General features: G+C 63.4%; 17 protein-coding genes and 1 tRNA gene. 9 read left to right on the top strand and 9 right to left on the bottom strand.

Features of this window, described 5'->3' with window-relative positions:
- Positions 1-7: 7 nt before the first annotated feature.
- The 3 genes from yidD to rpmH all read right to left on the bottom strand — a co-directional run bounded on the left by yidD (position 8) and on the right by rpmH (position 1,090).
- The gene (yidD, locus tag E1N52_RS13530; RefSeq protein WP_042266160.1) at positions 8-238 is read right to left on the bottom strand and encodes a membrane protein insertion efficiency factor YidD; all 231 of its coding nucleotides are present in this window, start codon (positions 236-238) and stop codon (positions 8-10) included.
- Positions 239-330: 92 nt separating this feature from the next.
- The gene (gene rnpA / locus E1N52_RS13525) at positions 331-864 is read right to left on the bottom strand and encodes a ribonuclease P protein component (RefSeq protein ID WP_133183290.1); all 534 of its coding nucleotides are present in this window, start codon (positions 862-864) and stop codon (positions 331-333) included.
- Positions 865-955: 91 nt separating this feature from the next.
- Positions 956-1,090 carry a 50S ribosomal protein L34 gene (gene rpmH, locus E1N52_RS13520; protein ID WP_026120950.1) on the bottom strand — a complete coding sequence of 45 codons (135 nt, stop codon included), beginning with the start codon at positions 1,088-1,090 and terminating at the stop codon, positions 956-958.
- Between the two features lie 423 nt (positions 1,091-1,513).
- On the opposite strand from rpmH, the gene dnaA reads away from it, so the two are divergent.
- From dnaA to gyrB, 3 genes are all read left to right on the top strand, one after another.
- A complete protein-coding gene (gene dnaA, locus E1N52_RS13515; protein WP_213084296.1) occupies positions 1,514-3,094 on the top strand; it encodes a chromosomal replication initiator protein DnaA in 1,581 nt (526 codons plus the stop codon).
- Positions 3,095-3,369: 275 nt separating this feature from the next.
- A complete protein-coding gene (gene dnaN, locus E1N52_RS13510) occupies positions 3,370-4,473 on the top strand; it encodes a DNA polymerase III subunit beta (RefSeq protein ID WP_133183288.1) in 1,104 nt (367 codons plus the stop codon).
- Between the two features lie 113 nt (positions 4,474-4,586).
- Entirely contained in the window at positions 4,587-7,058 is a 2,472-nt protein-coding gene (gyrB, locus tag E1N52_RS13500; protein WP_133183287.1) for a DNA topoisomerase (ATP-hydrolyzing) subunit B, read from the top strand.
- A 76-nt stretch (positions 7,059-7,134) separates the two neighbouring features.
- On the opposite strand, the gene E1N52_RS13495 is transcribed toward gyrB, so the two are convergent.
- The 4 genes from E1N52_RS13495 to adh form a co-directional block, all read right to left on the bottom strand.
- The gene (locus tag E1N52_RS13495) at positions 7,135-7,806 is read right to left on the bottom strand and encodes a SagB/ThcOx family dehydrogenase (RefSeq protein ID WP_133183286.1); all 672 of its coding nucleotides are present in this window, start codon (positions 7,804-7,806) and stop codon (positions 7,135-7,137) included.
- Between the two features lie 580 nt (positions 7,807-8,386).
- Positions 8,387-8,866: an AraC family transcriptional regulator gene (locus E1N52_RS13490; protein WP_133183285.1), complete on the bottom strand. Its 480-nt coding sequence runs from the start codon at positions 8,864-8,866 to the stop codon at positions 8,387-8,389.
- 103 nt (positions 8,867-8,969) lie between these two features.
- A complete protein-coding gene (locus tag E1N52_RS13485; protein ID WP_133183284.1) occupies positions 8,970-9,350 on the bottom strand; it encodes a DUF779 domain-containing protein in 381 nt (126 codons plus the stop codon).
- Between the two features lie 102 nt (positions 9,351-9,452).
- Positions 9,453-10,973 carry an aldehyde dehydrogenase gene (adh, locus tag E1N52_RS13480; RefSeq protein ID WP_133183283.1) on the bottom strand — a complete coding sequence of 507 codons (1,521 nt, stop codon included), beginning with the start codon at positions 10,971-10,973 and terminating at the stop codon, positions 9,453-9,455.
- A 329-nt stretch (positions 10,974-11,302) separates the two neighbouring features.
- On the opposite strand from adh, the gene E1N52_RS13475 reads away from it, so the two are divergent.
- Together E1N52_RS13475 and E1N52_RS13470 are read left to right on the top strand one after the other, a co-directional pair.
- Positions 11,303-11,497: a hypothetical protein gene (locus E1N52_RS13475; RefSeq protein WP_069264575.1), complete on the top strand. Its 195-nt coding sequence runs from the start codon at positions 11,303-11,305 to the stop codon at positions 11,495-11,497.
- Positions 11,498-11,830: 333 nt separating this feature from the next.
- Positions 11,831-12,088, top strand: coding sequence for a hypothetical protein (locus E1N52_RS13470; RefSeq protein ID WP_051481331.1), 258 nt, complete (start codon positions 11,831-11,833; stop codon positions 12,086-12,088).
- Positions 12,089-12,158: 70 nt separating this feature from the next.
- Here the strand turns inward: E1N52_RS13470 and E1N52_RS13465 are convergent.
- A tRNA-Lys gene (locus E1N52_RS13465) sits at positions 12,159-12,234 on the bottom strand.
- A 260-nt stretch (positions 12,235-12,494) separates the two neighbouring features.
- Here E1N52_RS13465 and E1N52_RS13460 point away from each other — a divergent pair.
- Complete coding sequence (locus tag E1N52_RS13460; protein ID WP_028203232.1) at positions 12,495-12,899, top strand: PaaI family thioesterase; 405 nt, start codon at positions 12,495-12,497, stop codon at positions 12,897-12,899.
- A 48-nt stretch (positions 12,900-12,947) separates the two neighbouring features.
- Positions 12,948-13,826 (top strand): patatin-like phospholipase family protein, encoded by an 879-nt coding sequence (locus tag E1N52_RS13455; protein WP_133183282.1) that lies wholly within the window; start codon positions 12,948-12,950, stop codon positions 13,824-13,826.
- Between the two features lie 74 nt (positions 13,827-13,900).
- Here E1N52_RS13455 and E1N52_RS13450 read toward each other — a convergent pair whose 3' ends face one another.
- Positions 13,901-14,914 carry a D-2-hydroxyacid dehydrogenase family protein gene (locus tag E1N52_RS13450; RefSeq protein ID WP_133183281.1) on the bottom strand — a complete coding sequence of 338 codons (1,014 nt, stop codon included), beginning with the start codon at positions 14,912-14,914 and terminating at the stop codon, positions 13,901-13,903.
- Positions 14,915-15,340: 426 nt separating this feature from the next.
- Here E1N52_RS13450 and E1N52_RS13445 point away from each other — a divergent pair, with 426 nt between their 5' ends.
- Entirely contained in the window at positions 15,341-17,191 is a 1,851-nt protein-coding gene (locus E1N52_RS13445; protein ID WP_133183280.1) for a phosphoenolpyruvate carboxykinase (GTP), read from the top strand.
- 314 nt (positions 17,192-17,505) lie between these two features.
- Positions 17,506-18,615: a LysR family transcriptional regulator gene (locus tag E1N52_RS13440; RefSeq protein WP_133183279.1), complete on the top strand. Its 1,110-nt coding sequence runs from the start codon at positions 17,506-17,508 to the stop codon at positions 18,613-18,615.
- The last annotated feature ends 101 nt before the right edge of the window (positions 18,616-18,716 follow it).

The following is an 18,716-nucleotide window of genomic DNA, read 5'->3' as shown; positions in this document are numbered from 1 at the left end:
TGGCGCGTCAGCGCTTTTTCGGAGATGCAGGCGGGACGAGATCGATGCCGCCCGCCGAAAACGGATGGCAGCGGCACAGCCGCCGCGCGGCGAGGTAAGTCCCACGCGCGGCGCCATGATACTGGATTGCCTCGCGTGCGTAATCCGAACAGGAAGGATAAAAACGGCACCGGCTGCCGAGGAGGGGACTCACGGCAAGCTTGTAGAAACGCAGCAGTGCGATCAATACCGTTTGCATGGCGTTGCGGCCTGGCTGCGCCGCGTTCGATGACGAACCACGTGCCGCTTGCGCGGCGGCTACGTCGGATATGCCGGACTCGCGCGCCCCGCTCATGATGCGCGGGTCTTGCTCTCGTCCGGCGGCAAATCTTTACCGGCCTGGGCCTGCGCCGGTTCCCCGGCTGCTTGCCCAGTTGGTGCCGCAGCCTGCGTCGCGCAAGGGGTGCGCGCAGATGTCGCAGGCGCAGCACTGCCGCGCCGCGTGACTTCGCGCGCGGCCTTTTCGAGCAGCGTCTCGATCTCGCCGCGGCACAAAGCTTTGAGCCCCGGCGAAGACGCGCCCGGCAGCGCCTTGCGGTCGAACTTCGTATGCAGGCGCAGCAGCAGGTCGAAACCTTCGAACTGCGCCCGGCGCACACGAAACGCCTCGCGGGCAATCCGGCGCACCAGGTTGCGCGTCACCGCGCGCGGTGCGTATTTCTTGCCGATCACGAGTCCGAGCCGCGCCTCGTTGCCGGTGGGCCGGCCGTACACGACGAAGTGTTCGGTGCGGCGCCACGGGCGCAAACGAAAAACGGATGAGAACTCATCCGTTTTCAGTAGCCTTGCGGCTTTCGGAAAAGCGGCTTGCGTTCGCGACGGCATGACGCCCCGATCAGTTACCAGGTTCGTCCTGTTCGCCGTGCTCGCGAGCGGGCCGCCACCCGTGATTTCGCTGATAGCGATGCTGCCCGACTTAGACGGCGAGGCGCTTGCGACCCTTCGCACGGCGTGCGTTGATCACTTTGCGGCCACCAGCGGTCTTCATGCGCACGCGGAAACCGTGGGTACGCTTGCGACGGGTAACGGAAGGTTGGAAAGTACGTTTCATGTTGCTCTCACTGTTGAGTTTTGACCGCGGCGAGCATCGCGGAAAAAGGCAATGGCCGGTGGTACTAGGGATTGGTTTTCGAGGAACCCGCTATTTAAGCCGGTTTTTCGTTGGCCGTCAATAGCTTAGGCGATCGAACCTTCTCGGACGGCCGCGTAGCGCTTGCATCGGCCTTGGCGAGGGCACGAACGAACGTGCGTTGATCCGTCCCTGTGGATAACTTCCTGGTGAGGGGATTTCGGCGTTAGAATCTCGCCTATCCCAAGAATCCTGCATGCCGCTCCGGCCCGCCTGCTTGCCGCAAGACCTTTGCCGCGCGGGCTTCCGGAGCAATTGCCGTCGCCTCGTCAGGGCCTCGTCGCATCTGTGCGACAAGAGCGGAGCGACCGCAACGCATGCAAACAAAACGACCACAGCAACTCGATGAACGAATTCTGGCAACACTGTTCCGCACTACTGGAGCGTGAGCTAACGCCCCAGCAGTACGTGACGTGGATTAAACCGTTGGCCCCGGTTGCCTTCGATGCTGCGGCGAACACGCTGCAGATAGCCGCTCCCAACCGCTTCAAGCTCGACTGGGTCAAGAGCCAGTTTTCGGGCCGGATCACCGATCTGGCGCGCGACTTCTGGCAGACCCCCGTCGACGTGCAGTTCGTCCTCGACCCGAAGGCGGGCATGCGCTCGCCTCACGTCGCACCGGCACCCGTCGCCGCATCGCGCGCGCCGCTGGCTGCCGCGCCTGCGTCCGCATCGGTCATGAGCGCAGCCGCCGCGCCGCAGCCGGCCGCCGTGACGGGCGGAACGGGACTCGCGGGCATGGTGCAAGCCGCGTCGGCCGCCGCGCAGGCTACGGCCGATGACGCCGCCGACCTCGACCTGCCGAGCCTCGACGCCAACGAAGCCGCCGCCGGCCGCCGCACATGGCGCCCGGGCCAGGGCGCGGCTGCGGCCGCTTCGAGCGGCGAGCCCGACCCGACCTACGAGCGCTCGAAGCTCAACCCGGTGCTCACGTTCGACAACTTCGTGACGGGTAAGGCGAACCAGCTCGCGCGCGCGGCCGCCATCCAGGTCGCCGACAACCCCGGCATCTCGTACAACCCGCTGTTCCTTTACGGCGGCGTGGGCCTCGGCAAGACCCACTTGATCCACGCGATCGGCAACCAGCTCCTGCTCGACAAGCCGGGCGCGCGTATCCGCTACATCCACGCCGAACAGTACGTGTCCGACGTGGTGAAGGCCTACCAGCGCAAGGCGTTCGACGACTTCAAGCGTTACTACCACTCGCTCGACCTGCTACTGATCGACGATATTCAGTTCTTCTCGGGCAAGTCGCGCACGCAGGAAGAGTTCTTCTACGCGTTCGAGGCCCTCGTCGCCAACAAGGCGCAGGTGATCATCACGAGCGATACGTATCCGAAGGAAATCTCGGGTATCGACGACCGTCTGATCTCGCGCTTCGACTCGGGCCTGACCGTGGCGATCGAGCCGCCCGAGCTCGAAATGCGCGTAGCCATTCTGATGCGCAAGGCGCAATCGGAAGGCGTGAACCTGAACGAGGACGTGGCGTTCTTCGTCGCGAAGCACCTGCGCTCGAACGTGCGCGAACTCGAAGGCGCGCTGCGCAAGATCCTCGCGTATTCGAAGTTCCACGGCCGCGAGATCTCGATCGAGCTGACCAAGGAAGCGCTCAAGGACCTGCTGACGGTGCAGAACCGCCAGATTTCGGTCGAAAACATCCAGAAGACGGTGGCGGACTTCTACAGCATCAAGGTCGCCGATATGTATTCGAAGAAGCGCCCGGCGAACATCGCGCGCCCGCGCCAGATCGCCATGTATCTGGCCAAGGAGCTCACGCAGAAGAGCCTGCCGGAAATCGGCGAGCTGTTCGGCGGCCGCGACCACACCACGGTGCTGCACGCCGTACGCAAGATCGCCGACGAACGGACCAAGGACGCCCAGCTCAACCATGAGCTGCACGTGCTCGAGCAGACGCTGAAGGGGTAATACGCATCAGGCGGCAGCGGAATGGCGGGGCGGACGTCGCATCCCGAAAGGTTTGCCCTGTTTATTTCGCGGATCGCCCCCAATTTAGGGAAGTGGTCCGTTTTCAGGCACAATATGGGTTTAACCGCCCGGCGGTCCGGGGCGGGAACCACCGCCGCGGCCTGTGCCGCATTAACCGCCTGAGCGGCGCCAAAGCCGCGTGACTTTCGTGGGGTCACGTCGGCAAAACCGGCGCCAGGCGGGCGCGCAGTCCGTCACATCAACGAAGGAACTCTATGCAACTGGTCAAGACCGAACGCGATAACCTGCTGAGGCCGCTGCAAACGGTGAGCGGCATTGTCGAACGCCGCCATACGTTGCCGATCCTCGCCAATCTGCTGATCACCAAAACCGGTTCCGACGTCTCGTTCCTGTCGACCGACCTCGAGTTGCAGATCACCACGACCGCCGACTTCGGCGTCGGCAACGACCAGGTGGCCACGACCGTCGCCGCACGCAAGCTGCTCGACATCCTGCGCGCGATGCCCGACGGCCAGGTCACGCTCACGCTCGCCGACAAGCGCCTCACGGTGCAGTCGGGCAAGAGCCGCTTCGCGCTGCAAACGCTGGCCGCGGACGAGTTCCCCACGGTCGCGCAGGCGAAGGACTTCGGCGCGAACCTCGCGGTGCCGCAGAAGACGTTCCGCCAGTTGCTCGGCATGGTGTATTTCGCCATGGCGCAGCAGGACATCCGCTACTACCTGAACGGCATGCTGCTCGTCGTGGACGGCGACCAGCTCATGGCAGTCGCGACCGACGGCCACCGCCTCGCGTTCTCGTCGATGAAGATCGAAGGCTCGTTCGCGCGCCAGGAAGTCATCATCCCGCGCAAGACCATTCTCGAACTCCAGCGCCTGCTCGAAGACATCGACGACGTGCTGAAGATCGACATCGGTTCGACCCAGGTGAAGTTCACGTTCGGCCAGGTCGAGCTCGTCTCGAAGCTCGTGGAAGGCAAGTTCCCCGACTTCCAGCGCGTGATCCCGAAGGCGCACAAGAACAGCTTCCAGATCGGCCGCGAAGAACTGCAACGCTCGCTGCAACGCGCGGCAATTCTCACGTCCGACAAGTTCAAGGGCGTGCGCTGCATCATCGAGCCGGGCCAGCTCAAGATCATGTCGACCAACGCCGACCAGGAAGAGGCGCAGGAAGAGCTGGAAATCGCCTACCAGGGCGACACCATCGACATCGGGTTCAACGTCACGTATCTGCTCGACGTACTCGCGAACCTGAAGGTCGACACGCTGGAAGTGAGCCTCGGCGACGCCAGCTCCAGCGCACTCATCACGATTCCCGAGAACGAGGAATTCAAGTACGTGGTGATGCCGATGCGCATCTAAAAAGCGCGACAGAAGAAGAACACCAGGGGGCGCTGCGCCCCTTTGGCGTTTTTATGGCTTTTTGAAAAAGTCTCGAGCAGTAACACAGGCAGTACGCAGAACCGGAAAATTCCATGACTGATACGAACAACTCGCAACCCGACAACAGCTACGGCGCCTCGTCGATCCAGATCCTCGAAGGTCTGGAGGCAGTGCGCAAGCGCCCCGGGATGTACATCGGCGACACGTCGGACGGCACCGGTCTGCACCACCTCGTCTTCGAAGTGCTGGACAACTCGATCGACGAAGCCCTCGCCGGCTACTGTAACGACATCCACGTGGTGATCCACGCGGACAACTCCATCTCGATCACCGACAACGGCCGCGGCATTCCCACGGACGTCAAGATGGACGACAAGCACGATCCGAAGCGCAGCGCCGCCGAAATCGTGATGACCGAGTTGCACGCGGGCGGCAAGTTCGACCAGAACAGCTACAAGGTTTCGGGCGGCCTGCACGGCGTGGGCGTGTCGTGCGTGAACGCGCTCTCGAGCTTCCTGCGTCTCACGGTGCGCCGCGACGGCAAGAAGCACTTCATGGAATTTCACCGTGGCGTGCCGCAGAACCGTGTGCTCGAAGAGCGCGACGGCTACACGGTCTCGCCCATGCAACTGCTCGGCGACACCGAAAATCGCGGCACCGAAGTGCACTTCATGGCCGACGAGACCATCTTCGGCAGCGTGGAGTACCACTACGACATTCTCGCCAAGCGTATTCGCGAACTCTCGTTCCTGAACAACGGCGTGCGCATCCGCCTGACCGACCAACGCACGGGCAAGGAAGACGACTTCGCCTTCGCGGGCGGCGTGAAGGGCTTTGTCGAGTACATCAACAAGGCGAAGACGGTGCTGCACCCGACCATCTTCTACATCTCGAGCGAGAAGGACGGCGTGGGCGTGGAAGTGGCGATGCAGTGGAACGACAGCTACAACGAAAGCGTGCTGTGCTTCACGAACAACATCCCGCAGCGCGACGGCGGTACGCACTTGACCGGCCTGCGCGCGGCGATGACGCGCGTGATCAACAAGTACATCGCCGACAACGAAATCGCCAAGAAGGCCAAGGTGGAAACTTCGGGCGACGACATGCGCGAAGGTTTGTCGTGCGTGCTTTCGGTGAAGGTGCCGGAGCCGAAGTTCAGCTCGCAGACGAAGGACAAGCTGGTTTCCTCGGAAGTGCGCGCGCCGGTCGAAGACGTCGTGGCGAAGGCGCTCGAAGAGTTCCTGCTCGAAACGCCGAACGACGCGAAGACCATTTGCGGCAAGATCGTCGACGCCGCGCGCGCGCGTGACGCTGCGCGCAAGGCACGCGAAATGACGCGCCGCAAGGGCGTGCTCGACGGCGTGGGCTTGCCGGGCAAGCTCGCGGACTGCCAGGAAAAGGATCCGGCGAAGTCGGAGGTCTACATCGTCGAGGGCGATTCGGCAGGCGGCTCGGCTAAGCAAGGCCGCGATCGCAAGTTCCAGGCAATCCTGCCGCTGCGCGGCAAGGTGCTGAACGTCGAAAAGGCGCGCTACGACAAGCTGCTGTCTTCCGAGCAGATCGTCACGCTGATCACCGCGCTCGGTTGCGGCATCGGCAAGGACGACTACAACCTCGACAAGCTGCGCTATCACCGCATCATCATCATGACCGACGCGGACGTGGACGGCGCGCACATCCGCACGCTGCTGCTCACGTTCTTCTATCGCCAGATGCCGGAGATGATCGAGCGCGGTTACGTGTATATCGCACAGCCGCCGCTCTACAAGCTCAAGGCGGGCAAGGACGAACGCTATCTCAAGGACGATTCGGAGCTCAACGCGCATATGCTGCGTCTCGCGCTGCAAGGCTCCGAGCTGGTGCCGAACGAGGGCGCCACGCCGATCTCCGGCGACGCGCTCGGCGAACTCGCGCGCTCGTACCAGCTCGCGCGCGGCGTGGTGGATCGTCTCTCGCGTCTGTACGACGAGCGCGCGCTCGAAGCGATCATGGACGGCGTGGCGATCGACCTGTCGAGCGAAGCATCGACCGAGGCTTCGGCACGTGCGCTCGAAGCGCAGTTGCGCGACGATCCGCTCAAGCCTGAAGTGAGCGTGGTGCCGATGTACGACCAGGTGCGCGAGCAACGTTCGCTGCGCGTGGAGCGCCGCCATCACGGCAACGTGAAGGTCTCGGTGATCGACGAGGAGTTCCAGCTCACCGCCGACTATCAGCAGCTCGTGAACACGGCCAATACGTTCAAGGGCTTGATCGGCAAGAACGCCGTGATCAAGCGCGGCGAGCGCAGCATGGCTGTGAACGACTTCAAGAGCGCGATGAAATGGCTGATCGCCGATGCCGAGCGCAACGTGTCGAAGCAGCGCTATAAGGGGCTTGGCGAGATGAACCCCGGGCAGCTGTGGGAAACGACGATGGACCCGACTGTGCGCCGTCTGCTGCGCGTGCAGATCGAGGACGCGATCGCTGCCGATGGCATCTTCACGACGCTCATGGGTGACGATGTCGAGCCGCGTCGTGCGTTTATCGAAAGCAATGCACTGCGGGCGGGGAATATCGACGTTTGATCGTCTGCTGCTGTCATTGAACAACAAACGCCCGGTTTCCCGGGCGTTTGTTTTTTGTACCGACTCACGCCGCAACTCAAACCGGTAAGCCCACCGGGATGACATAGACCACGCTCTGCCCGGCAGGCAAACCGAGCGCATGGGCTGCCTGCGGCCCATCGACCGCGCCCACGGGCACGGCGACAAGCCCGAGCGCCACGGCCTGCAGCAGCATGTTCTGCGCGGCGTGCCCGGCCTCCAGGTCGCTATACACACCGGCTCTCCCCCCATACCGCTGCTTGAGCCGGCCGGGATCGGCAGCCACCACGATCAAGGCCGGCGCCGCCCCGACAGACGCCTGGTTGAGTGCAAGCGCTTGCAGCTTGGGACGCATGTCGGGCGTCGCTCGCTTCTGTGCGCGGTGGCCTTGAGGCACGTAGTGCATCACCTCAGCGGCGGTCACCATGTAGAGTTCAAGCGCATACAAGGCGCCGGCCGAAGGTGACGCGCGCTTGCCGTCCTGGCTGGTGATGCCCTGGCCGGCCCACAGCAGTTGGCCGATGGTCTCGACAGGCAGCGGATCGGACCGGAACCTGCGTACGGACCTGCGCCGCTGGATAGCATCCTCGAGAGAGACCGTGCCGGAGATTTTGGGCGTGGGCAGTGCGATCTCATCGGTGTACTTCGCCGGGCTCTCCTGCGCCTGGCCGGTGGAAACCTGGGTCATTGCGCCCGCAGCCAGCGCGGCCAGCAGTTCACGGCGTTTCATCCGGCGCCTCCATGAGTGACGGAGCAGGCCTCGATGGCCTTCGAGATTCTCACTATTTCACGTTTTCGAGCGACACTCGGACCATGGCGCAATTTGATCAATAGTCACCACTGGCCCACTCGCAGAAGTTATAGACCGTAAATTCGAGATTGCGAGGTCCGATTCAACATCGCGATTTTCACCAGCGAAAAAGCGCCTTTGAAGGCGTCATTTTTCGTGTGGAAGACAGCGGCAATTCGCGTTCTGCACTATCCACAGCCCCCAGCGGATAACCGCCGGAAAACCCCTGGAAATCACTGTGCATGAATCGGGGATAACTTCGTCTGCACGCAAACTGTGGAAAAGTTGCCAGCAGCTGCCTGGCGTTGTCCCGTTAACACCCGCAAGGTTATGTTTTTTCCACAGCCTTGTTTACTCAATGGTTTTCCGGGGTTATCCACAGAATACCCAGGGGCTTGTTAACTATTACTACGTTTACGTATACATACGTTATTAAAACCTTAGAACCCTCGCATCGGAAACGAAGATGCCGCCGTAAGACGTCCCGGCGGCACCGTTCGAAGCGTGCGAATCGGCCGCCTTATGCGAGCGGGATATAAAGCTCCGTCTTCAAATCGTCCGGCGCTGCCTCATCGGGCGTATTCAGATAAACCTCGAACGAAGGCGCCGAAAAGTCCGGCGTGCGTCCGAGCTTATTCAGCCCTTCGTTGTAAAACCACATCCACGCCTGGCCTAGCGCCTGATACGGCCCCTTGTGCAGCATCATCGCGTGCTCGCCGCCACGCAGCTGGAACTTCTCAACGGGCGCCACGATCTCCACGTCGGTTTCGTGCCCCAGATGCAGCGCCGCTTTCGAGCGCAGCTTCGACTCTTCGACCGTATTGGGATCGTCGTAATAGATGCCGACCATCTTCGAGCCCGACGTGCGCACGTTGCGCTCGCCGAGCCATTGCGCGAGCGTGTAGAACGCGTCGCCGATCTTCATGTACGGACCCACGTGGCTGACGGCGAGCAGGTCCATCGGCTCGAGGGTGAGGAGTTTCACGTCGTGGTTTTGCATGATGGCGTCTCCTGGTGCGATGGCCGCGCGACTGCGCAGCGCCTGCGAACCAAGATAGCACCATGCTCCGTGCGACGCCCCTGGTGTGCCGGGCGCCCGAGCGTCACACACGCACGCGCGTCACCGGATGCGCCTCGAACCACGCGTTCTCTTCGTCGTCGTAGAGCCGCGAGCGCGTGAGAAAGCGCAGGCCCGTGGGTCGTTCGAGCGAAAACATGCCGCCGTTGCCTGGCACGGCGTCGATGATGAGCTGGGTGTGCTGCCAGTATTCAAACTGCGCCTCCGTCATATAGAACGGCATCCCGCCGATTTCTCCCAACTGCACGTCGGCATTGCCGACCATGAACTCGCCGACGGGAAAGCACATGGGCGCGCTGCCGTCGCAGCAGCCGCCCGACTGGTGAAAGAGCAGGGAACCGTGCTCGCGCGCCAACTGCTCGATCAGCGCGAGCGCCGCCGGCGTGGCGGTAACGCGTTCGACCATGTCGTGATGCTCCTCTCAAGACGCAACGAAGGAGGCGTCGCGCGCGGTTGCGGCCTCTCTACCGCGAACCACCGCGCGCGACGCTCAGGGCACGCAGTGCGATCAGAAGAACCCGAGCGGCTGCTCGCTATAGCTCACGAGCAGGTTCTTGGTCTGCTGGTAGTGGTCGAGCATCATCTTGTGGTTCTCGCGCCCAATGCCCGACTGCTTGTAGCCGCCAAACGCCGCGTGCGCCGGGTATGCGTGGTAGCAGTTGGTCCACACGCGCCCCGCCTGGATCGCGCGGCCGAAGCGGTAGGCACGCGTGCCATCGCGCGTCCACACGCCTGCGCCGAGGCCGTAGAGCGTGTCGTTGGCGATTTCCAGCGCTTCCTCTTCGGTCTTGAAGGTCGTGACCGACACCACGGGTCCGAAAATCTCTTCCTGGAAGATGCGCATCTTGTTGTGGCCGCGGAAGACAGTGGGTTTAACGTAATAACCGTCGCCGAGTTCGCCGGTGAGGCTGTTGCGCTCGCCGCCAATCAGGCATTGCGCGCCTTCCTGCTTGCCGAGGTCGATATACGAGAGGATCTTCTCGAGCTGCTCCTGCGAGGCCTGCGCGCCGATCATCGTCTTCGTGTCGAGCGGGTGGCCCTGCTGGATCGCCGCTACGCGCTTGAGCGCACGCTCCATGAAGCGGTCATAGATCTTCTCGTCGATGAGCACACGCGACGGGCACGTGCACACCTCGCCCTGGTTGAGCGCGAACATGGCGAAGCCTTCGAGCGCCTTGTCGAAATAGCTGTCGTCGTGGTCGAGCACGTCGGCGAAGAAGATGTTCGGGCTCTTGCCGCCCAGCTCCAGCGTCACGGGGATGATGTTCTGGCTCGCGTACTGCATGATGAGGCGGCCCGTGGTGGTTTCGCCCGTGAACGCGATCTTGGCGATGCGCTTGTTCGAGGCGAGCGGCTTGCCGGCTTCGAGGCCGAAGCCGTTCACCACGTTGAGCACGCCGGCCGGCAGCAGGTCCTGGATCAGTTCGGTGAGCACGAGGAACGATGCGGGCGTCTGCTCGGCGGGCTTGAGTACGACGCAGTTGCCCGCCGCGAGCGCGGGCGCGAGCTTCCACGCGGCCATGAGAATCGGGAAATTCCACGGAATGATCTGGCCGACCACGCCCAGCGGCTCATGGAAGTGATACGCGACCGTATCGTGATCGATCTCCGAGATGCCGCCTTCCTGCGCGCGCACGCAGCCCGCGAAATAGCGGAAGTGGTCGGCGGCAAGCGGGATGTCGGCGGCGAGCGTTTCACGCAGCGGCTTGCCGTTGTCGATGGTCTCGGCCACGGCGAGCTTGTGGAGGTTCTGCTCGATGCGATCGGCAATGCGGTTGAGAATGTTGGCGCGCTCGGTGGGCGAGGTCTTGCCCCATGCGGCCTTGGCTTTGTGTGCGGCGTCGAGCGCGAGTTCGATGTCGGCTTCGCGCGAGCGCGGGATGGACGTGAACGCGTGGCCGGTGATCGGCGAGATATCGTCGAAATACTCGCCGCCGAGCGGCGCGACCCACTCGCCGCCGATGAAGTTGCCATACTGCTTCTTGTACGGGAATTCGGTGGTCAGGAATTGCATGTCCGCGTGATTCATCTGCGTGCTCCTCTGTGTTCTCGATCTCGATATGGATGGGCGCGGCGAGGCCGCGCTACCGGGGCACGCTAACGCGAGAACCATGCCAGCGCGGCGGCGCCGCGGCGCGCTGCCGGGCGGTCGCGGCCCAGCGCGTGCATGCGGCTCGAATGCGCGGCACGCGAGCCTTCAGGGCGGAGAAAGGATTGCGTCAGGCCGGAACAGAAGGTCGGCCAACTGCTCAAGAAGTGAACAGCCTGGGAGCGTAATTGCGGCGGGAGTCGGAGATTTGCGGCGCGCGGGCCGCACTTGCGGTAGGCTTTGCACCCGTAACAGTCAGGAGAGTTTGCATGTCGAGTACATTCGTTTGCCGCAACCAGTCGTGCGGCACCCCGTGGGAACAGAGCGAGGTCGTGATCAAGAACGAAGGGCAGGGGCCCTTGTTCCGGTGTCCGCTGTGCGGCGCCCGTAACTATCTGGAGCAGTTCGAAGACGACGATGGCAACGTCGTCTATGAACAGGTGGACGGCAAGCCGTTCCTCTGAGCGCTGGCCGCTAGAGGATCTGGGTCGCGAGCGTGCTGTCGAAGCGAGGCGGAAAAGCGAGGCATGCGGATCGGAGTTCGATCGTCTGGATTCCGAAGTTTTTTGCCATCCACGCCGTTACGGACCTGGCAAGCGTGGAACGTGAATGACCGGCTTGCCGGTGAACGACGAAGCGCAAGAGTCGGGCAGCGAGGCGCCGCTTTCAGCGGCGTCCATCCCCAATTTAGTCGGACTATTTGTTACCTATCCATACGGGTAGGCTGGCGAGCGCCCCGGAGCGTCCTACAGTACTTCATACGATAAGAAACCACGGCAGGACCAACGGGGATAGCCATGACATTCGTCGAACAGGAAATCGCGCACATCGCGCGCGTGATGCCGCCGTCGCTGGCTGGCGATTTCGAAATGCCGGTGATGGGTGTCGCGTACTGGCGCAAGCGCCTGCATGCGCTTCTGAAGCAAAACCATCTCACCCACGTTCAGCTTTCGACCGTCGACACGCTGCTGCGCCAGCTCGACGGCTTCGAGGCGCTCGGCCGCTGGCTGCCGCGTCCGAAACAGGCGTCGCGTCACGTGAGGCGCGTGAAGTAACTCACGCCAGTGGCTGCGGAGAAATGCAAAAAGCCCGATCGCAAGGATCGGGCTTTTTGGCTGAATTCGCTGGTGGGGCGTGAGTGACTCGAACACTCGACCTACGGATTAAGAGTCCGCTGCTCTACCAACTGAGCTAACGCCCCCAACAGAAGAAAGATTATGCAGGACTTTTCTGGGCTTGGCAAGCCCCTTCTGCAAATTATCTGAAAATAGTTTGTCGATGCGGCGTAAGCCTCGTCTGCGCGGGCGTTTGTGCCTTTACCACGGGCGCCGTGCTGTCCCGGTATGATGTCGCCACTCCTGGGTCAAACCAGGTTTCAAGCTAGTCGCTGTGCACCGCTGGTTCGCCGAGGTAGGTGGCAATCGGCTGGAATCGTCGCACGGCAATCCACAAAGGCAAACGATGGACGACAACGCAATCGACGCGCTGCTGGAGCGCGTGCTGGCCCCGTGGGTGCGCGCGCTCGGGATGAAGCCCGTCGAGGTCTCGGAAGACAGCGCCACCTTGCGCCTGCCGTTTTCCGGCGAGCTGCGCCATTCGGGCGGCGTGATCTGCGGCCAGGTGTTCATGGCGGCGGCGGATACGGCCATGATCGTCGCGATCACGGCTGCGCTCGGCGGCTTCAAGCCCATGACGACCGTCGCACTGAACACGAACTTCATGCGCGCGGTGCGCAAGGGCGACGTGCTCGTGACCGCGCGCGTGCTGCGCATGGGCCGCAATCTGGTGTTCGGTGAAATAGAACTCTACGACGAAGACGGCCGGATGGCGGTTCACGCGACCTCGACCTACGCGCTGCTCGATTAAGCTTGGCGCTTCCGATCGGTATCGGTCGCTTCGAAGGACGTAGAAGGCATGTTCGATCAGGTGGTTTTCGCCGGCGGCGGCAATCGCTGCTGGTGGCAGGCGGGGTTCTGGGACATCGTCCAGCCCGAGCTGCGCATTCGCCCGCGCGTCATTACGGGCATCTCGGCGGGCGCGGCCACTGCGTGCATGCTCTACACGCGCGACGCCGACTGGGTCATGCGTTATTACGAGGAAGCGCTGCGCCACAACAAGCGCAACGCCTACTGGGGCAATCTGCTGCGCGGCGAGTCGGTGTTTCCGCATTACCGCATCTATCGCCAGGCGCTGCTCGACATTTACGGCGAGCCGTTCACGCAGCTCCAGGACGCGCCTGAGATCCGCATCGGCGTGTCGCATGTGCCGCGCTGGCTCGGCGCGCGCAGCGCCGTGGCGGCGGGTCTCATCGCGTACAACATCGAAAAACACATCCGCAAGACGCTCCATCCCACGCTCGGGCGCAAGCTCGGGTTCCATCCGGAGTTCGTGACGGCGCAGGATTGCGCGAGCGTAGAGGATCTGGCCGATCTCATCCTGCAGTCGTCATGCACGCCGCCGTTCACGCCGGTGCTGCGGCGCGACGGCCGCCCGGTGCTCGATGGCGGCATGGTCGACAACGTGCCGGTCGGCGCGCTCGACGACACGCCCGGCCGTGTGCTGGTGATGGTGACGCGGCTCTACCCGCGTCCGCAGATGTTCGTCGTGCGGCATCAGGCGGCGCAGGGTGTGCAGCAGCGCCTTTACGTGCAGCCGTCGGCGAGGGTGCCGATCTCGAGCTGGGACTACACGAGCCCGCAGCAGATGCAGCACGCCTACAACCTCGGCCGCGTGGACGGCGAGCGTTTCCTCGCGCGTTTGCCCGAGGTCATGGAAGCGGCCGCGAACGCCTGAGCGCACGCGGCCGCATCGAAAATCAGACGCAAAGTTGTACGAAGGGCGGCGCGTGCCGCCCCGCGCAGCCGCGCTTACTTGCGACGGCCGCCCTGCAGCGCTTCGGGGTTCGCGACGCTCGCGTGATCGCCCGCGTCGAACGCGAGGATGTTGCGGAACGCTCCGCCGAAGTACAGCTCGTAGCTCTCGCGCTCCACATAGCCGATGTGCGGCGTGCAGATCACGTTTTCCATGCGCAGCAGGCTGTAGCCCTGCAGGATCGGCTCGCTCTCGTACACGTCGATCGCGACCATGCCCGGCCGGTTGTGCGCAAGCGCGCCGAGCAGCGCGTTTTCTTCCATCAGCTCTGCGCGGCTCGTGTTGACGAGCAGCGACGTGGGCTTCATGCGCAGCAGATCTTCCTGCTTCACGATCCCGCGAGTGTCATCGTGCAGGCGTAGATGTAGCGACAAGACGTCGCTCTCCTCGAACAGCGCCTCGCGGCTTGCGGCGGCTTCGTAGCCGTCGGCGCGCGCCGCTTCGAGCGAATGCTCGCGGCCCCACACCAGCACGCGCATGCCGAAGGCCTTGCCGTAGCCGGCCACGAGCCGGCCGATCTTGCCGTAGCCCCAGATGCCGAGCGTTTGCCCGCGCATCACCTGGCCCAAGCCAAAGTTGGGCGGCATCGCCGAGGTCTTGAGGCCCGACTGCTGCCACGCGCCCTGCTTGAGGTTGGCGACGTACTGCGGAATGCGGCGCTGCGCTGCCATGATGAGCGCCCACGTGAGTTCGGCGGGCGCGACGGGCGAACCGGTGCCTTCGAGCACGGCGATGCCGCGCTCGGTGCAGGACTCGATGTCGATGTGCGGACCGGCCCTGCCCGTCTGGCTGATCATGCGCAGATGCGGAAGCTTGTCGAGCAGTTGCGAGGTGATGCGAGTGCGTTCGCGAATCAGGACGAGCGCGTCGACTTCGGCGAGGCGGCTGGCGAGCTGGCCGAGGCCGCGCACCGTGTTGTTGAAAACCTTGACCTCGTGGTCGGCGAGCAGTTGAAAGCAGTCGAGCTTGCGGACGGCGTCCTGGTAGTCGTCAAGGATGGCAATTTTCATGGCGGCGGGTTGTTTTGCGTGTTTTGCATCGCGCCTTTCGTAGCGCGACTTCGGTGTTCATCTGGTGGTTATCCCACTATGCAGCGCCGGGAAGGCTGGTATGAATATAGGGAGCCTTCACGTCGCTCGCCGCGTGCTGCAGCAGGCATTGCAATTGCGCAAGCCCGAGGCTACGCACGCAGGTTTTTGACGCGGCATGCAGCCGCGAATTTGCAACTTTTAACAGCTTGTCGGGCTCCGATGCAAGCCGCTTTACAGACGGTTTCGAACCCCAGGCTAAAGGACCTTGACGACCTGCCCAACTGCGCGGACCGATTCGCATGTTGATCTGCCATCGACATCCGGTTCGCATGAGTTGCGCCTCTCGCGTGCAGCGTTGAAAAGGGCCGATTCCTTTTTTACAGCCCTAAAAATGGAGACAGCTCGATGAACCATCCCGACTACCAAGCCCAGGCCGCCGCACAGGTGCCCGCCTGGGTCCGGCACCGGAAATTGATCGATTGGGTGCAGAAGATCGCAGCGCATACGCAGCCGGATCGCATCGTCTGGTGCGACGGCTCCCAGGAAGAATACGACCGCCTGTGTGCGCAGATGGTCGAGGCCGGCACGATGCGCCGTCTCAATCCGCAGAAGCGTCCGAATTCGTATCTCGCGTGCTCCGACCCCTCGGACGTCGCGCGCGTGGAAGATCGCACCTTCATCTGCTCTCCCACCAAGGAAGATGTCGGCCCCACCAACAATTGGGTCGCGCCTGCCGAAATGCGCGCGACCCTCGACGGCCTGTTCGCGGGCTCGATGCGTGGCCGCACGATGTATGTCGTGCCGTTCTCGATGGGCCCGCTCGGCTCGCCCATCGCGCATATCGGCGTGGAGCTTTCCGATAGCCCCTACGTGGCCGTGAACATGCGCATCATGACGCGCATGGGCCGCGCCGTGTACGACGTGCTCGGCGAAGACGGCGCATTCGTGCCGTGCGTGCACAGCGTGGGCGCGCCGCTCGCAGCAGACGAGAAGGACGTGCCGTGGCCGTGCAACAAGACGAAGTACATCGTCCACTTCCCGGAAACGCGTGAGATCTGGAGCTACGGCTCGGGCTACGGCGGCAATGCGCTGCTCGGCAAGAAGTGTTTTGCGCTGCGCATCGCTTCAACCATGGGCCGCGACGAAGGCTGGCTCGCCGAGCACATGCTGATTCTCGGCGTGCGTTCGCCGGAAGGCCGCAAGTACCACGTCGCGGCGGCGTTCCCGTCGGCGTGCGGCAAGACCAACTTCGCCATGCTGATTCCGCCGCCTGCCATGAACGGCTGGGAAATCACCACGATCGGCGACGATATTGCGTGGATCAAGCCCGGCGCCGATGGCCGTCTCTACGCCATCAACCCCGAGGCCGGCTACTTCGGCGTGGCGCCGGGCACCGGTGAGAAGACCAATTTCAACGCCATGGCGACGCTCAAGGAGAACGTGATCTTCACGAACGTCGCGCTCACCGACGACGGCGACGTCTGGTGGGAAGGCATGACCGACGAACCGCCCGCGCACGCGATCGACTGGCTCGGCAACGACTGGACGCCCGCCATCGGCAAGGAAACCGGCCGCAAGGCCGCGCATCCGAACGCGCGCTTCACCGCGCCCGCGTCGCAGTGCCCGTCGATCGATCCCGAGTGGGAGAACCCCAAGGGCGTGGCCATCGATGCGTTTATCTTCGGCGGCCGCCGTTCGACCACGGTGCCGCTCGTGACCGAGGCGCGCGACTGGACCGAGGGCGTCTACATGGCCGCGACCATGGGCTCGGAGACCACGGCCGCGGCCGCGGGGCAGCAGGGCGTGGTGCGCCGCGATCCGTTCGCAATGCTGCCGTTCTGCGGCTACAACATGGCCGACTACTTCGGCCATTGGCTCGACGTGGGCGAACGGCTCGCCAAGGCTGGCGCGACGGTGCCGCGCATCTTCTGCGTGAACTGGTTCCGCAAAGGGCCGGATGGCAAGTTCGTGTGGCCGGGCTTTGGCGAGAACATGCGCGTGCTCGAGTGGATGGTGCGCCGCGTCGAGGGCAAGGCCACAGGCGACGAGCACGCATTCGGTGTGTCGCCGCGCTACGGCGATCTCGACTGGAGCGGCCTGAACTTTAGCGAGGCGCAGTTCGAGCAGGTGATTTCGGTGGATGCCGACGCCTGGCGCGCCGAACTCGCGCTGCACGCCGAGCTGTTCGACAAGCTCGCTCATGGCTTGCCGCAAGTGTTGAAGGACGCTCGCAAGACGCTGGAAACGCGTCTGTAATCATGTAATGTGAGCGCTCACTATCTGATGGCCGCCTTCGGGCGGCCATTTTTATTTCCGGGGTCGAATGCATTGGTGCGGTGCAGAGGCCCGTCTGTTCGGCGTTTGAGCGGTTATTTCGCTGCAACGCGCAAAATTGTTTCGTTCGAGGTAACAATCCGACCTCTGTTGATGCATTTTGGGGTGCAGTCGAAGAATTCGTTAAGAAAATAAGGGCTTCGGAGGCAACTTCTGCAGGATTTCTGCTGTCGTAGGAGAATTCGCGGTTTCCTCCGCTGATTAACAGCGGGGCAGTAACAGGCAGGAGTTGTCTCATGGATCATTTGCAGTCGATGCGAGTATTCGTCAAAGTGGCCGACCTCGGCAGTTTCGCCCGGGCCGCTTCTGCGATGGATATCTCCAACGCGGTTGCGACGCGGCATGTTGCCGACCTCGAAGGTCGACTCGGCACGCGTCTGCTCAATCGCACGACCCGCAGTCTCTCCCTGACCGAATCGGGTCAGGTTTATCTCGAGCGCGCCCGCCAGATTCTCGATGAGCTCGAGGATGTCGAACAGATGGTTGTCGCGCGCAATCACGAACCCGTCGGCACGCTGCGCATCGTCGCGCCGGTCGTCTTCGGGCTCCACAATCTCGCGCCGGTGCTGCAGACGTACACGCAGCGCTATCCGCAGGTCATTCCCGACGTCACGCTGGTGGACCGTCAGGTCGATCTCGTCGAAGAGGGCTTCGATCTGGGCGTCGTGACCGCGCGCCAGATGCGCAGCGCCAGCATCGTCACGCGCCGCCTCACCACGGGTTGCATGACCGTGTGCGCCACGCCCGCGTACCTCGAAAAGCACGGCACGCCCACGCGCCCCGAGCATCTCATGGAGCACCCGAGCCTCTCGCTGCCCTCCGAGTACTGGGGCGACGAGCGCGTTTTCACGGGGCCGGACGGCGAAGTCCGCGTGCGCCCGACCAACGTGATCGTGGCGAACAACACCGAGATGCTGCGCCAGTTCGCGCTGCTCGGCATGGGCATCGCGATTCTGCCGAGCTACCTGATCGGCCGCGACATGACGCGCGGGCGCCTCGTGCGGCTGCTTGGCGATTATCGTCTGCCGCAGGTGGAGATCAACGTTGCGTATCCGAGCCGCCGTCACTTGCCGGCCAAGGTGCGCACGTTCATCGACCACCTCGTCGAGCACTTCAGCCAGACGCCGAACAGCCAGCTCGGCGAGCAGTGGGTCAAGGACGGCCTCGCGCGTCCGGCAGTCGCGGCTCGCAATGGCGTTGCGAGCGACGACTACGATGGCGTGCAGCCCGCGCCGGTTGGTAGCGTGCACGACGGCGAGCACAACGGTATGGACGGCGAGCGCGCGCCGAAGGCCGCGCGCGCTTCGGCGGCGCGCACCCGTACTTCGGCGATTTCGCCGCTATAAGTCCGGCATCGCTGTTTAACGGTCGATAAAAAAGGCGCAGCTTCGTGAGAAGCTGCGCCTTTTTGCCTGGCTGCGTTCGGGACTGAGACGGCCCGCGAGAG

The sequence above is a fragment of the Paraburkholderia guartelaensis genome, from assembly GCF_004353905.1.
GTDB classification, from domain to species: domain Bacteria; phylum Pseudomonadota; class Gammaproteobacteria; order Burkholderiales; family Burkholderiaceae; genus Paraburkholderia; species Paraburkholderia guartelaensis.
Note: the sequence above shows the minus strand (reverse complement) of the source record. Positions and strands in the feature narration are given on the sequence as shown.

Excerpts from the sequence above, each read along its gene's own strand:
- gyrB (WP_133183287.1), top strand. The coding sequence starts at position 4,587 with ATGACTGATACGAACAACTCGCAACCCGACAACAGCTACGGCGCCTCG.
- rpmH (WP_026120950.1), bottom strand. The coding sequence starts at position 1,090 with ATGAAACGTACTTTCCAACCTTCCGTTACCCGTCGCAAGCGTACCCAC.
- E1N52_RS13490 (WP_133183285.1), bottom strand. The coding sequence starts at position 8,866 with ATGCAAAACCACGACGTGAAACTCCTCACCCTCGAGCCGATGGACCTG.
- E1N52_RS13475 (WP_069264575.1), top strand. The coding sequence starts at position 11,303 with ATGTCGAGTACATTCGTTTGCCGCAACCAGTCGTGCGGCACCCCGTGG.
- adh (WP_133183283.1), bottom strand. The coding sequence starts at position 10,973 with ATGAATCACGCGGACATGCAATTCCTGACCACCGAATTCCCGTACAAG.
- E1N52_RS13460 (WP_028203232.1), top strand. The coding sequence starts at position 12,495 with ATGGACGACAACGCAATCGACGCGCTGCTGGAGCGCGTGCTGGCCCCG.
- yidD (WP_042266160.1), bottom strand. The coding sequence starts at position 238 with ATGCAAACGGTATTGATCGCACTGCTGCGTTTCTACAAGCTTGCCGTG.
- E1N52_RS13485 (WP_133183284.1), bottom strand. The coding sequence starts at position 9,350 with ATGGTCGAACGCGTTACCGCCACGCCGGCGGCGCTCGCGCTGATCGAG.
- E1N52_RS13445 (WP_133183280.1), top strand. The coding sequence starts at position 15,341 with ATGAACCATCCCGACTACCAAGCCCAGGCCGCCGCACAGGTGCCCGCC.
- E1N52_RS13450 (WP_133183281.1), bottom strand. The coding sequence starts at position 14,914 with ATGAAAATTGCCATCCTTGACGACTACCAGGACGCCGTCCGCAAGCTC.
- E1N52_RS13440 (WP_133183279.1), top strand. The coding sequence starts at position 17,506 with ATGGATCATTTGCAGTCGATGCGAGTATTCGTCAAAGTGGCCGACCTC.
- dnaA (WP_213084296.1), top strand. The coding sequence starts at position 1,514 with ATGAACGAATTCTGGCAACACTGTTCCGCACTACTGGAGCGTGAGCTA.
- E1N52_RS13455 (WP_133183282.1), top strand. The coding sequence starts at position 12,948 with ATGTTCGATCAGGTGGTTTTCGCCGGCGGCGGCAATCGCTGCTGGTGG.
- E1N52_RS13495 (WP_133183286.1), bottom strand. The coding sequence starts at position 7,806 with ATGAAACGCCGTGAACTGCTGGCCGCGCTGGCTGCGGGCGCAATGACC.
- rnpA (WP_133183290.1), bottom strand. The coding sequence starts at position 864 with ATGCCGTCGCGAACGCAAGCCGCTTTTCCGAAAGCCGCAAGGCTACTG.
- E1N52_RS13470 (WP_051481331.1), top strand. The coding sequence starts at position 11,831 with ATGACATTCGTCGAACAGGAAATCGCGCACATCGCGCGCGTGATGCCG.
- dnaN (WP_133183288.1), top strand. The coding sequence starts at position 3,370 with ATGCAACTGGTCAAGACCGAACGCGATAACCTGCTGAGGCCGCTGCAA.